This is a genomic window from Kitasatospora sp. NPDC034023 (assembly GCF_055575795.1).
Map to the genome: position 1 here is coordinate 1 of NZ_JBVIRY010000060.1, position 12,354 is coordinate 12,354.

At 72.8% G+C, this 12,354-nt stretch carries 12 protein-coding genes; 11 read left to right on the forward strand and 1 reads right to left on the reverse strand.

The features are described from left to right. Window positions 1-565: 565 nt before the first annotated feature. The 9 genes from lepB (ACZ52R_RS40715) to ACZ52R_RS40755 all read left to right on the forward strand — a co-directional run bounded on the left by lepB (ACZ52R_RS40715) (window position 566) and on the right by ACZ52R_RS40755 (window position 9,154). Window positions 566-1,507, forward strand: coding sequence for a signal peptidase I (lepB, locus tag ACZ52R_RS40715; RefSeq protein ID WP_465622252.1), 942 nt, complete (start codon window positions 566-568; stop codon window positions 1,505-1,507). 145 nt (window positions 1,508-1,652) lie between these two features. Then, window positions 1,653-2,408, forward strand: a complete 756-nt coding sequence (lepB, locus tag ACZ52R_RS40720) for a signal peptidase I (RefSeq protein ID WP_465755306.1) — start codon at window positions 1,653-1,655, stop codon at window positions 2,406-2,408. 112 nt (window positions 2,409-2,520) lie between these two features. Beyond that, window positions 2,521-2,994 carry an NUDIX hydrolase gene (locus tag ACZ52R_RS40725; protein WP_465755307.1) on the forward strand — a complete coding sequence of 158 codons (474 nt, stop codon included), beginning with the start codon at window positions 2,521-2,523 and terminating at the stop codon, window positions 2,992-2,994. A 55-nt stretch (window positions 2,995-3,049) separates the two neighbouring features. Further along, window positions 3,050-3,376 carry a DUF2469 domain-containing protein gene (locus ACZ52R_RS40730; RefSeq protein WP_030056781.1) on the forward strand — a complete coding sequence of 109 codons (327 nt, stop codon included), beginning with the start codon at window positions 3,050-3,052 and terminating at the stop codon, window positions 3,374-3,376. Window positions 3,377-3,673: 297 nt separating this feature from the next. Continuing rightward, window positions 3,674-4,108 carry a YraN family protein gene (locus tag ACZ52R_RS40735; RefSeq protein ID WP_360504712.1) on the forward strand — a complete coding sequence of 145 codons (435 nt, stop codon included), beginning with the start codon at window positions 3,674-3,676 and terminating at the stop codon, window positions 4,106-4,108. 1 nt (window position 4,109) lies between these two features. Then, window positions 4,110-5,792 carry a YifB family Mg chelatase-like AAA ATPase gene (locus ACZ52R_RS40740; RefSeq protein ID WP_465755308.1) on the forward strand — a complete coding sequence of 561 codons (1,683 nt, stop codon included), beginning with the start codon at window positions 4,110-4,112 and terminating at the stop codon, window positions 5,790-5,792. Between the two features lie 35 nt (window positions 5,793-5,827). Further along, window positions 5,828-7,057, forward strand: coding sequence for a DNA-processing protein DprA (gene dprA, locus ACZ52R_RS40745; RefSeq protein WP_465755309.1), 1,230 nt, complete (start codon window positions 5,828-5,830; stop codon window positions 7,055-7,057). Between the two features lie 252 nt (window positions 7,058-7,309). Beyond that, on the forward strand, window positions 7,310-8,344 hold the full coding sequence (whiG, locus tag ACZ52R_RS40750; protein ID WP_465622244.1) for an RNA polymerase sigma factor WhiG: 1,035 nt from the start codon (window positions 7,310-7,312) through the stop codon (window positions 8,342-8,344). Window positions 8,345-8,551: 207 nt separating this feature from the next. Next, complete coding sequence (locus ACZ52R_RS40755) at window positions 8,552-9,154, forward strand: TetR/AcrR family transcriptional regulator (protein WP_465755315.1); 603 nt, start codon at window positions 8,552-8,554, stop codon at window positions 9,152-9,154. On the opposite strand, the gene ACZ52R_RS40760 is transcribed toward ACZ52R_RS40755, so the two are convergent. After that, window positions 9,141-9,800, reverse strand: coding sequence for a M23 family metallopeptidase (locus ACZ52R_RS40760; RefSeq protein ID WP_465755310.1), 660 nt, complete (start codon window positions 9,798-9,800; stop codon window positions 9,141-9,143). The genes ACZ52R_RS40755 and ACZ52R_RS40760 overlap by 14 nt on opposite strands. A gap of 605 nt (window positions 9,801-10,405) precedes the next feature. Between ACZ52R_RS40760 and rpsB the strand changes: the two genes are divergently transcribed. Together rpsB and tsf are read left to right on the forward strand one after the other, a co-directional pair. Next, window positions 10,406-11,311, forward strand: a complete 906-nt coding sequence (rpsB, locus tag ACZ52R_RS40765) for a 30S ribosomal protein S2 (RefSeq protein WP_465755311.1) — start codon at window positions 10,406-10,408, stop codon at window positions 11,309-11,311. Between the two features lie 130 nt (window positions 11,312-11,441). Further along, complete coding sequence (tsf, locus tag ACZ52R_RS40770) at window positions 11,442-12,281, forward strand: translation elongation factor Ts (protein WP_387693683.1); 840 nt, start codon at window positions 11,442-11,444, stop codon at window positions 12,279-12,281. The last annotated feature ends 73 nt before the right edge of the window (window positions 12,282-12,354 follow it).

Consider the following 12,354-nt stretch of genomic DNA (forward strand, 5'->3'; position numbering starts at 1 on the left):
GCCCTCGGCATGCCCAACGTCCCACGGCAGCCCCACAACCCCCGACACAGGGATCACCCCAGATCAGCCGACGCGAACCGAAACACGGAGGCTAGATGTGCCGAGTTCACTCTCCTCTCTCGCCCGGGCTCCGCAGGCCGGAGGAACTACCGCGGAATCCGTGGGCGTTGGGCCGGTTCCTGTGGAACCTCCGCTCGTTATGGGTGTGTTGGGCATCCTTCCGCTCGTCGGTCGTCGGCCGGGGCGGCCTCCGGAGTGAGCCGCGTCGGCCGCCGACCGGCCGGGCCTCGCGTGTGGGACCGCGAGCCGGATGCCTTGGAGTGATAGAGAAGTGCAGGTGCGGCCGGGAGTGGTTCCGGGTCGCGCGCCGAGACTGTGCTGGTGTCAGGGGAGCCCGCGGTGGGCAGCCCTGAGGCGTTCATGGTCATGGTGAGCGTGGTGCCCGCTGTGCGGCACTCTGAGCGCGGGCGCGCGGGCGTCCGCACAGCAGGGAGGAGACGTTGTGGGGGATTTGGTGATCGGTGCCCGTTCGGGCGCCGGAGAGCCCGAAGGCCCAGGTCGTCGGGTGGCCCGGTCCGCCGAGTCCTCGGCGTCCTCGGCCGCGGTCGACGACGCCGCGGCCCAGACCGCCGACGAGCAGGGCACGGGGGCCGAGGACTCGCCGGAACCCTCGCACCCGGAGACCGGGTCGGTGGACGGATCGGAGTCGGAGTCTCCGGCCAAGCCGCGCAAGCCGCGCTCCTTCTGGAAGGAGCTGCCGATCCTGATCGGGATCGCGCTGATCCTCGCGCTCGTGATCAAGACCTTCTTCGTCCAGGCGTTCTCCATTCCGTCGGAGTCGATGCAGAACACGCTGCAGGTCGGCGACCGCGTCCTGGTGGACAAGCTGACCCCCTGGTTCGGGGCCGAGCCCGAGCGTGGCGAGGTCGTGGTGTTCCACGACCCGGGCGGCTGGCTGAACGACGAGCCGACCCAGCAGAGCAGCAACTCCTTCGTCCGCGGCGTTCAGGACGTGCTCAGCTTCGTCGGTCTGATGCCCTCCACCAATGAGAAGGACCTGATCAAGCGGGTCATCGCGGTCGGCGGGGACACCGTCGAGTGCGAGGGCGAGGGGCCGGTCAAGGTCAACGGCGTCGCGCTCAACGAGCCGTACGTCTACCCGGGTAACACCCCCTGTGGTGACCACCCCTTCCAGCCGGTCAAGGTACCCAAGGGGCGGATCTGGGTGATGGGCGACCACCGCGCCAACTCGCTGGACTCCCGCTTCCACATGGACCAGCCGGGCGGCGGCACCGTCCCGGTGGACAACGTGATCGGGCGTGCCTTCGTGGTGGCCTGGCCGATCAACCACTGGTCGACGCTGTCGGTGCCGGACACCTTCGACCAGAAGGGCCTGGCGGCGGCCGCGCCCATGGCGCCCCCCGTGGTCGGTGCGGTGGGGGCTGTCGCCCTGCTTCCGCTGGTGCGCCGGGTGCGGGTCCGGGTGGAGCGCCGCAAGGAGTCCTGAGCTCCACCGGGTTGTCCCCGACTCTTGCGCGGGCCGTGGTACCGACGAGTAATCTGCTCGGACGTGCCACGGCCCGTCGGCGTTCCCGCCGGTGCCTCCGGCGTGCCAGTGGTGTTCTCCGGTAGGCCAGAGGTGGACGGTGTCGATGAGCAGTGTCGTGGAGCAGACGGCCGACCGCCCGGCCGCGCCCGCCCGTGAGCGCCGTCGCTTCGCCGCGGTGCTGCAGGGCGTCGCGCTGGCGCTCGGGCTGGTGCTGATGATCGGCGGCTTCGCCCTGATCGCGATCGACTACCGGCCGTACAACATCCCGACCGCCTCGATGCACCCGACGCTGCAGGTCGGAGACACCGTGCTGGCCCGCAAGGCCGACGGCGGGAAAGTCGGCCGGGGGGACGTGGTGGTCTTCCGGGACCAGGCCTGGGGCGGCGAGCTCATGGTCAAGCGCGTGGTCGCGGTCGGCGGGGACACCGTCGCCACCAGCGGGGACAACCGTCGGCTGACGGTCAACGGACAGCCGGTGGACGAGCCCTACCTCGCGACGCAGGGCCGCCAGGGCGAGTCGTTCAGCGTGACGGTGCCGCAGGGCCGGCTGTTCCTGCTCGGCGACAACCGGGTCGGCTCGCTCGACTCCCGCACCCACCTGGAGGTCGACGGCGGGACCGTCCCGGCCGACGTCATCGAGGCCAAGGTCGAGGCCACCCTGAAGCCCTTCGGCCGGACGGGCCTGCTCGACCGGACCACGGCCTTCGACGGCTTCACGGGGCCGAGGGCGTCGCAGCCCGGCCCGCTGGAGCCCGCCGCCTACGCCACCGTCGCCGGCGCGGCGCTGATCCTGGTGACCTCGGCGGTGGGCGGGGTGGCGGGCCTGGCCCGCCGGCTCCGCCGGGGGCGCAGCTCCTGAGCGGGGCCGTCGCGGCGCGGGCCGCTCTGGCGAACATCGCCCCGAACGGCGGCGTCGGGTGGCAGGATCGGTAGCGCCACCGATGCGAACGGAAGGAGCGTGGAGCGCAGCCATGACAGCACAGCGTCGCCGGGCGGCGCGGATCCTGCTGCTGGACGGGCTGGACCGCATCCTCCTCTTCCTGGGCGCCGACCCGGCCGTCCCGGGGGAGACATGGTGGTTCACACCCGGGGGCGGTTTGGAAGCAGGGGAGGACGTGCGCGAGGCCGCCGAGCGGGAGCTCGCGGAGGAGACCAGCTTGCGGGGCGTGGACCTGGGGCCCTTGGTGGCGTACGGCACGGTGTCGTTCTCCTTTCAGGGACAGCGCTTCGAGCAGGAACAGTGGTTCCACCTGGCCCGGACCACGGAGACGGGCCTGGACCACTCGGGCATGGGCGCGGACGAGCACGCCCAGTTGCTCGCGGCGCGCTGGTGGACGGTCGAGGAACTGAGGGGGACCGGCGAGACGGTCTATCCGGCCGGTCTGGCGGACTTCCTGGCACGGCTGCTGGCCGAGGGCCCGCCGGTGGACCCGGTGCGGCTCTGACCGTGGGTGCGGTGGTCCACAATGGGTGGACGTGACAAGTTGAGGGGACGCCTGGATGAGTGCCGAAGATCTCGAGAAGTACGAGACCGAGATGGAGCTCAAGCTCTACCGGGAGTACCGGGACGTCGTCGGCCTGTTCAAGTACGTGATCGAGACCGAGCGACGGTTCTACCTCACCAATGACTACGAGCTGCAGGTGCACTCGGTCCAGGGCGAGGTGTTCTTCGAGGTGTCGATGGCGGATGCGTGGGTCTGGGACATGTACCGGCCGGCCCGGTTCGTCCGCAAGGTCCGGGTGCTGACCTTCAAGGACGTGAACATCGAGGAACTCGCTAAGAGCGACCTGGAGCTGCCCTCGGACGAGTCCGGCTTCGGGAACTGACGTTGAACGACTCCGGCCCGCGTTGTCCAGCCGAATTTCGCGGGATCGGGGCTTCTCACCCCTGCGGGTGACAGAAGTTGTCCACAGGCCCGAGTTATCCACAGGGAAACGGAATTTCCGGGCCCCGCCGTGCGCGGTGGTGCAGCCTCCTCGGCGGAGGTGGTCACCATGCAGCACACCGTCGAGCAGGACCAGGCCGTACCGGAGCAGGTCGCACCGGGCACGGCCGTAGCCGACCCGACCGCGCCGGACACGGCCGTACCGGAGCAGGCCGCGCCCGGGAAGAAGCCGCGGGGGATCCCGGACCGCAGCACCAGGAACGCGCTCGGCCGCTACGGGGAGCGGGTCGCCGCCCGCCGCCTCGCGGAGGCCGGGCTCCGCATCCTGGACCGCAACTGGCGCTGCGTCGAGGGCGAGCTGGACATCGTCGCCCTCGACGGCGACACCGTGGCGGTCTGCGAGGTGAAGACCCGCTCCGAGCGGGGCTTCCAGCAGCCCACCGAGGCCATCGACCAGGCCAAGGCCGCCCGGCTGCAACGCCTGGCCGAGCGCTGGATGGCCGAGCGTTGGCCCGGTCACTTCGCCCGGCTGGCCGGGGCCGACGACGACGTGGCGCCGACGGATCCGCACTGGCCGCCCGCCCCGCCGGGTGGGGTGCGGATCGACCTGGTCGCCGTGGTCAACCGGGCGCGGGGTGCGGCCCTGGTCGACCACCTGCGGGGGGTGGTCTGAGATGGCCTTCGCCCGAACCTGTTCCGTCGCGCTGGTCGGCGTCGACGGGGTGATCGTCGAGGTCCAGGCCGATCTGGAGCCCGGGGTGGCCGCGTTCACCCTGGTCGGCCTGCCCGACAAGGCGCTCACCGAGTCCCGCGACCGGGTCCGCGCCGCGGTGGTGAACAGCGGCGAGGCCTGGCCGCAGCGCAAGCTGACGGTCGGCCTCAGCCCCGCCTCGGTGCCCAAGAGCGGCAGCGGCTTCGACCTCGCGGTGGCCTGCGCCGTGCTGGCCGCCGCCGAGCGGCTCGACCCGTCGTCCATCGCCGAGCTGCTGATCATCGGCGAGCTGGGGCTGGACGGCCGGGTGCGGCCGGTCCGCGGCGTGCTGCCGTCGGTGCTGGCCGCCGCCGATGCCGGTTACGAACGGGTCGTGGTCGCCGAGCAGACCGCGCCCGAGGCCTCACTCGTCCCCGGGGTGACGGTGATCGGCGTCCGCAGCCTGCGCCAGCTGGTCGCGATCCTGACCGGAGCGCCGCCGCCGGAGGAGCCGCCCGATCCGATCGGAGGCCGACCGGACCCGCTGATGGCCGGGCTGATGCTGCCCAGCGCGAGCGTGCGGGGCCTGTCCGAGGACAAGGCGGCCCGCCTCGACATGGCCGACGTGGCCGGCCAGTACGAGGCGCGGCGAGCCCTGGAGATCGCCGCCGCCGGAGGACACCACCTCTACCTGAAGGGTCCGCCGGGCGCGGGCAAGACCATGCTGGCGGAGCGGCTGCCCTCGCTGCTCCCGCCGCTGACCCAGCAGGAAGCGCTGGAAGTCACTGCCGTGCACTCGGTTGCCGGCCTGCTCCCGGTCGGGCGCCCGCTGATCGACACCGCGCCCTACTGCGCCCCGCACCACTCCACCACGATGCCCGCGATCGTCGGCGGCGGCAGCGGCCTGCCGCGACCGGGCGCCGTCTCGCTGGCCCACCGGGGCGTGCTGTTCCTGGACGAGGCGCCGGAGTTCCCGGTCCGGGTGCTCGACGCACTGCGCCAGCCGCTGGAGTCGGGCGAAGTGGTGATCGCCCGCTCGGCCGGGTCGCTCCGGCTCCCGGCCCGCTTCCTCCTCTGCCTGGCCGCCAACCCCTGTCCGTGCGGCCGGCACTCACGGCGGGGCGAGGGCTGCGAGTGCACCCCGGTGATGGTCAGCCGCTACCAGGGGAGGCTCTCCGGGCCACTGCTGGACCGGGTCGACCTCCAGGTCCAGGTCGCCCCGGTGACGAGGATCGAACTCATGGAGCGGGACACCACGGCGGAGAACACCGAGACCGTCGCGGCCCGGGTGCTGGCCGCGCGGGAGCGGGCGGCGGCCCGGCTGGCGGACACCCCGTGGCGGACCAACGGGGAGGTCCCGGGCCACGAGCTGCGCACGCGGTGGCAGCTCGCGCCCGGCGCGCTCAACGATGTCGCACGCCAGCTGGAGCGGGGGCTGCTGACCGCCCGGGGCCTGGACCGGGTGCTCCGGGTCGCCTGGACGGTCGCCGACCTCGCCGGCCGCGACCGGCCTGACCAGCGGGACCTGCGCACCGCCCTGGTCCTGCGCACCGGGGTGGAGCACGGGCTGGCGCTGACCGAACGGGGCACCGGCCGGCTCGGGGGCATCCCGGCCCAGCGCGGCGGCCCGCCGGACGGCGGCCGGCCCGGGACACGTGCCGAGTAGACGGAGAACGCGGAGGGCGAGGCATGAACCGGTTGGTGAGGCACCCCCAAGCCCACAGCGGAGCCGGAGCCGGAGCCGGAGCCGGGCTCGGGCCCCGGCTCCGGATCGGGCCAGCAACCGATCCCACCGACGCCACGGCAGCGCCCGATCCCGAGCGCCTCGCCCGCGTCGTGCTCAGCCGGCTCAGCGAACCGGGGGACGCGGTGGTCGGCCGCTGGCTCGGCCGGCTCCCCGCCGTCGACGTGGTCCAGGCGATCCGGGACGGGACGGTGCCCGACCACCCCGGGCTGGATTCCGCCCGCCTGGCCGGGTACCAGGCGAGACTCCCGGGGCTGGACCCGGAGATGGACCTGAAACGGGTACGGCGCGCCGGTGGGCGGTTCATCATTCCGGGGGACACGGAATGGCCCAGCCAACTCGATGACCTGGGCGACGGCCGTCCCATCGGGCTCTGGACGATCGGCACCGGCTCGCTGAGGCTGCTCGCGCTCCGCTCGGTCGCGATGGTCGGCTCCCGGGCCTGCACGGCCTACGGCGCCCACGTCGCCGGGGAACTGTCGGCCCAACTGGCCGAGCGCGGTTGGGTGGTGGTGTCCGGCGCCGCCTACGGGATCGACGCGGCCGCCCACCGCGGCGCACTCGCCGTCGGAGGGATGACCGTCGCGGTGCTTGCCTGCGGAGTCGACGTGGCCTACCCGAAGGGGAACGCCGAACTGATCCGGCGGATCGGCGTCCAGGGTCTGCTGGTCAGTGAACTCCCGCCCGGGGAGCACCCGAACCGCTTCCGCTTCGTCCTACGCAACCGGGTCATCGCGGCGCTCACCCGGGGCACCGTGGTGGTCGAGGCGGCGGTCCGCAGCGGAGCCCTGAGCACGGCGAGGCGGGCGCGGGACCTCAACCGCCACACCATGGGCGTCGCCGGCCCGGTGACCTCGGAGCTCTCGGCCGGGGTGCACGCCCTGATCCGCAGCGGTGCCGCCGCCCTGGTCACCGACGCGGCCGAGATCACCGAGCTGATCGGGGCGATCGGGGACGACCTGGCCCCGCAGCGCAGTGGACCGGTGCTGCCGCGCGACCTGCTGGAGCCCCCGGTGGCCCGGGTCCTGGAAGCCGTACCGGCGACGGCGGAGGGCGCGCCGGTCGAACGACTGGCCCGCCAGTCCGGGCTCCCGCCGGACGAAGTGCTCCAGCGGCTCTACGAGTTGGGCTCGCTCGGCTACGTCGAGCGACACGGCGCGCACTGGCGCATGGTGCGGAGGAGGTGAGCGTCGGAGCAGGGAACGCGCGTGCGCCGAGGGAGGGCGTGTCCGAACCGCCCGGCTGACCTGCTGATCCGGGTCTTCCGCTCGTGTGCCCGGATCCGGTGAGTGAACGCCACCGGATCGGGGGACGACCGAGTGGCGGTAGCGCTTTGCAGCGAGTCGGTCACGCTACGCTCCACATGCCTTCCCTATCAGCACATGACTCGGCAGAACGGCGCAGACCAACGCATGCCCACACACATTCCCGGACACAGAGTGACCGGTGGCGCTCGGTCCTCGGGAGGGCCGAGGACCGAGCGGCGCCCGGCGACCGAGTTCCCGTCCAAGTCGGCGGGGGCGATGGGCGGCCTGTCGCGCCAGGGCGGCCGGCCGACGGTGGTGCCAGGCCAGCCCGCGGACGCGACCCGGGGCACCGAGGCGGTCCGCGCCGGCGACGCGCCGGTGGACACAACCGCCGACACATCCGCCGCGACACCAGCCGCCACGCCCGCGGACACCGGACAGGCCGGCCCGGACGCCGTGACCCAGGGGCGCAGCGCGCTCGAAGAGCTCTGGCGCTCCTACAAGGAGACCGGCGACCAGCGGCTGCGCGAGCAGCTGATCCTGCACTACTCACCGCTCGTCAAATACGTGGCGGGGCGGGTCGGGGTCGGCCTGCCCTCCAACGTCGAGCAGGCGGACTTCGTCTCCTCCGGGGTCTTCGGGCTGATCGACGCGATCGAGAAGTTCGACATCGAGCGCGCCATCAAGTTCGAGACCTACGCGATCAGCCGCATCCGCGGCGCGATCATCGACGAGCTGCGCGCCCTGGACTGGATCCCGCGCTCGGTGCGGCAGAAGGCGAAGGCGGTCGAGCGGACGTACGCGACGCTGGAGGCCCGGCTGCGCCGGACGCCGCACGAGCCCGAGGTCGCGGCCGAGATGGGCATCGCGATCGAGGACCTGCACGCCATCTTCAGCCAGCTGTCGCTCGCCAACGTGGTGGCCCTGGACGAGCTGCTCCACCCGGTGGGGGAGGGCGGCGACCGGCTGAGCCTGATGGACACCCTGGAGGACCACGGCGCGGACAACCCGGTCGAGGTGGCCGAGGACCGCGAGCTGCGCAGACTGCTGGCCCAGGCGGTCAACACCCTTCCCGAGCGGGAGAAGACCGTCGTGACGCTCTACTACTACGAGGGACTCACCCTTGCCGAGATCGGGCAGGTGCTGGGGGTGACGGAGAGTCGGGTGAGCCAGATCCACACCAAGTCCGTCCTCCAGCTGCGCGCCAAGCTCTCGGAGGTCCGCTAGCGCCCCGATCCGGTCGCGCGCCGATCCGGTCGCGCGCCGATCCGGTCGCGCGCCGATCCCGTAGCGCCCCGATCCGGCGGCGCGGGGTTCAGCCGGACAGGCCGGGCCTGCCCGGCGGGCCCCTGCCTCCTCCGCATGCGCGGCGCCTTATCGGCCGCGGGCAGGGCTCCGTACAGTGGGAGCGTGCCGAAGATCCGAGCGGCCACGGTGGCCGAGCATCGCCAGCTGCAGCGAGCAGCACTCCTCGACGCTGCCCGCACCCTGCTCACCGAGGGTGGCAAGGAGGCCCTGACCTTCCCCGCGCTTGCCGCGCGTACCGGGCTGGCGCGTTCCTCGGTCTACGAGTACTTCCGCTCCCGCGCCGCCGTGGTCGAGGCGCTCTGCGAGGTGGACTTCCCGCTCTGGGCGGCCGAGATCGAGGCCGGGATGGGGAGCTGCGACACCGCCGCCGAGCGGATCGAGGCGTACGTCCGGGGTCAGCTGGCGTTGGCCGCCGACCCGCGCCACCGTGCGATCGTGGCGATCTCGGCGCTGGAGCTCGACGAGGCCGCGCGCGAGCGGATCCGGGCGGCGCACGGCAGGCTGGCCGGCCTAGTCGTCCGGGCGCTGGAGGACCTGGGCCACGAGCGGCCCCGGCTCGCCGCGGTGCTGCTGCAGGGGGTCGTGGAGGCGGCCGTCCGTCGAGCCGAGCAGGCGACTACCGGGGAGCACGCCGGTTGCCCGACCGAGAATCCCGAGAACGCGGAGAACCCCGAGGAGATCGCGGCCGCCGCCGTCGCTTTCGCGCTGCACGGCCTCAGCCGGGCGTGACCGCCTGCTCTGCCTCCGACGGCTGCAGCCGCTCGGCCCCCAGCGGTTCTGAGCCCAGCGGCAGCAGCCGCGCCGTACCCGCGCCGAACAGGGCCAGCGGGTCCAGGTAGCGGCCCCCGCGCAGCAGCCCCCAGTGCAGGCAGTCGCGCGCGGCGCAGTGCCGCCCGTCCGGGGCGAGCCGGCCGATCACCTGCCCGGCGGCCACCGCGGTGCCGACCGGGAGGGTGCCGGTGAGCGGCAGGTAGGTGGTTCGGAGCGGGGGAGACCCCGAGCCGAGGTGGGAGACGGTCACCACCGGACGTCCGGCCACCAGCCCGGAGAACGTGACCACCCCGGCGGCCGCCGCCCGGACCTCCGCCCCGGGCTCGGCGGCGAGGTCCACTCCCCGGTGCCCGGCGGCCCAGGGCTTCGCCGGCGGCTCGAACCGCCCCAGCACCCCGCCGGGCCCGCCCACCGGCCAGGCCCGGGCACCGCGCGGGCCCAAGCCACTGCCGGAGCCACTGCCATTGCCGGAGCCCGAGCCGCCCGCCGCCCCCGCTGCCGCCCCCGCCGCTGCCCCCGGCATCCCGAGCGCCCCCACCACCCCCAGCGCCACCCCCACGGCGACCAGCCCCCGAATCCCGACGAACCACGCACGAGCAGTCATGCGCGAAGGCTCGCCGCCCGGCCGCCCCCACACCACCCGGATCCGGATTCCTGTGGACAAACCGCCCCCGCGTCGACCGCCGCCCCTCCAACGGGTGTACGGACGCCGCCATCCGGTGTACAAGCGGCATACCGGTGGCCAACCGCGGGCAGGCGCCGACCGACGCACGCACGCTCCCCAGCTCCGCAGACCCCGGCGCCGGTACCGCCGCCGACCCGCCCGTCGGCACCCCCGCCGACCCGCCCGTCCCGGCCGTTCCCAGGTTCTTCCCGGGTCCTCGGCAGGCCCCCGGCCGCTCGCGAAGTCGCCCGTCGCTCGGCGCTTCCCGTACACTTCACACGCGACCCGGTCCGCCGGGTCGACTTCGCACGCCCCGCCACCGGCGGCCGGACGCGGTTCGTCCGCAGCCCCGCCAGGTGCGAGTGCCGCTCGGTCCGCCGAGCCCGACCGGCCCCCGGCCGAGCGGGCGCAAGCGGCTCGGCACGTTCGGGGCGTCAGGCGTGGCTGTCACCTGGCCGCCACGGACAAACCGAGACTGACCCGGCTGTGGGCGATCGCTGCGACGCAGTGCCGCTGTCGGGCCGTAACACCTGAGGAGCACGGCAATGGCCGTCGTCACGATGCGGGAGCTGCTGGAGAGCGGCGTCCACTTCGGTCACCAGACCCGCCGCTGGAACCCGAAGATGAAGCGCTTCATCATCACGGAGCGCAACGGCATCTACATCATCGACCTCCTGCAGTCGCTGAACTACATCGACCGCGCCTTCGAGTTCATCAAGGAGACCGTTGCCCACGGCGGCAGCGTCCTCTTCGTCGGCACGAAGAAGCAGGCCCAGGAGGCCATCGCCGAGCAGGCCACCCGCGTGGGCATGCCCTACGTGAACCAGCGCTGGCTCGGCGGCATGCTGACCAACTTCTCGACCGTCTACAAGCGCCTTCAGCGTCTGAAGGAGCTCGGCGAGCTGGACTTCTCGGACGTGGCCGGTTCCGGCCTCACCAAGAAGGAGCTCCTGGTCCTCCAGCGCGAGCACGACAAGCTGGAGAAGACCCTCGGCGGTATCCGCGACATGCAGCGCGTTCCCAGCGCCGTCTGGATCGTGGACACCAAGAAGGAGCACATCGCGGTCGGCGAGGCCCGGAAGCTCAACATCCCGGTCGTCGCCATCCTCGACACCAACTGTGACCCGGACGAGGTCGACTACAAGATCCCGGGCAACGACGACGCGATCCGCTCCGTCACCCTGCTGACCCGCGTGATCGCCGACGCCGTGGCCGAGGGCCTGAAGTCCCGCGCCGGTGTCGCCAAGGGCGACGCCAAGGCCGAGCCGGGCGCCGACCAGCCGCTGGCCGCCTGGGAGAAGGACCTCATCGAGGGCGAGAAGGCCGAGGAGGCCCCCGCCGCCGCCGAGGCCCCCGCCGCCGAGGAGGCCCCCGCTGCCGAGGCGCCGGCCGCCGAGGAGGCCCCCGCCGCCGAGGCTCCCGCCACCGAGGCGCCGGCCGAGCAGGCCTGACGTACCAAGGGTGAGGGGCACCCGCCGGTACGAAGCCGGCAGGTGCCCCTCTCTCCAGCGCCGGGACCCGAACCATCGGTCCCGGCGCCACTCCACGCAGACACGCGAGACGCGAGAAGAGATTCACACCATGGCGAACTTCACCGCCGCGGACGTCAAGAAGCTCCGTGAGCTCACCGGCGCCGGCATGATGGACTGCAAGAAGGCCCTGGACGAGGCCGAGGGCAACGTCGAGAAGGCCGTCGAGCTCCTGCGCATCAAGGGCCAGAAGGGCGTTGCCAAGCGCGAGGGCCGCGACGCCTCCAACGGCGCCGTCGCCGCGCTGATCGCCGAGGACAAGAAGTCCGGCGTTCTGGTCGAGCTGAACTGCGAGACGGACTTCGTCGCCAAGGGTGACAACTTCGTCAAGGTCGCCGACGCCATTGCCGCCCACGTCGCCAAGACGGCCCCGGCCGACCTGGACGCCGCCCTGGCTTCCGAGATCGAGGCCGGCAAGACCGTCCAGCAGTTCGTGGACGAGGCCAACGCGACCCTGGGCGAGAAGATCGTCTTCCGTCGCTTCGCCCAGTTCGACGGTGACGGCTTCGTCGCGGTCTACCTGCACAAGACCAGCCCCGACCTGCCGCCGGCCGTCGGCGTCCTGGTCGAGCTGGACAAGGAGAACGCCGAGGTCGCGAAGGACGTCGCGCAGCACATCGCCGCCTTCGCCCCGAAGTACCTGTCCCGCGAGGACATCCCGGCCGAGGACATCGAGAACGAGCGCCGCGTCGCCGAGGCCACCGCTCGCGAGGAGGGCAAGCCGGAGGCTGCCCTGCCGAAGATCGTCGAGGGTCGCGTCACCGGCTTCGTGAAGGAGTTCTCCGTCCTGGAGCAGGCCTTCGCGAAGGACAACAAGAAGACCGTCGCCAAGGTCCTCGAGGAGAACGGCGTCGCCCTCAAGCGCTTCGCCCGCTTCCGCGTCGGCGCCTGAGCCACGTTCCACCGGGTTCCCGGCCCCCTTTAGGCTGGGAACCGCCCCCGCCCGCTGACCAGGGCGGGAGGAA

Coding starts and splice junctions, on each gene's coding strand:
- lepB (WP_465755306.1), top strand. CDS start 1,653: ATGAGCAGTGTCGTGGAGCAGACGGCCGACCGCCCGGCCGCGCCCGCC.
- ACZ52R_RS40740 (WP_465755308.1), top strand. CDS start 4,110: ATGGCCTTCGCCCGAACCTGTTCCGTCGCGCTGGTCGGCGTCGACGGG.
- rpsB (WP_465755311.1), top strand. CDS start 10,406: ATGGCCGTCGTCACGATGCGGGAGCTGCTGGAGAGCGGCGTCCACTTC.
- tsf (WP_387693683.1), top strand. CDS start 11,442: ATGGCGAACTTCACCGCCGCGGACGTCAAGAAGCTCCGTGAGCTCACC.
- ACZ52R_RS40730 (WP_030056781.1), top strand. CDS start 3,050: ATGAGTGCCGAAGATCTCGAGAAGTACGAGACCGAGATGGAGCTCAAG.
- ACZ52R_RS40725 (WP_465755307.1), top strand. CDS start 2,521: ATGACAGCACAGCGTCGCCGGGCGGCGCGGATCCTGCTGCTGGACGGG.
- ACZ52R_RS40760 (WP_465755310.1), bottom strand. CDS start 9,800: ATGACTGCTCGTGCGTGGTTCGTCGGGATTCGGGGGCTGGTCGCCGTG.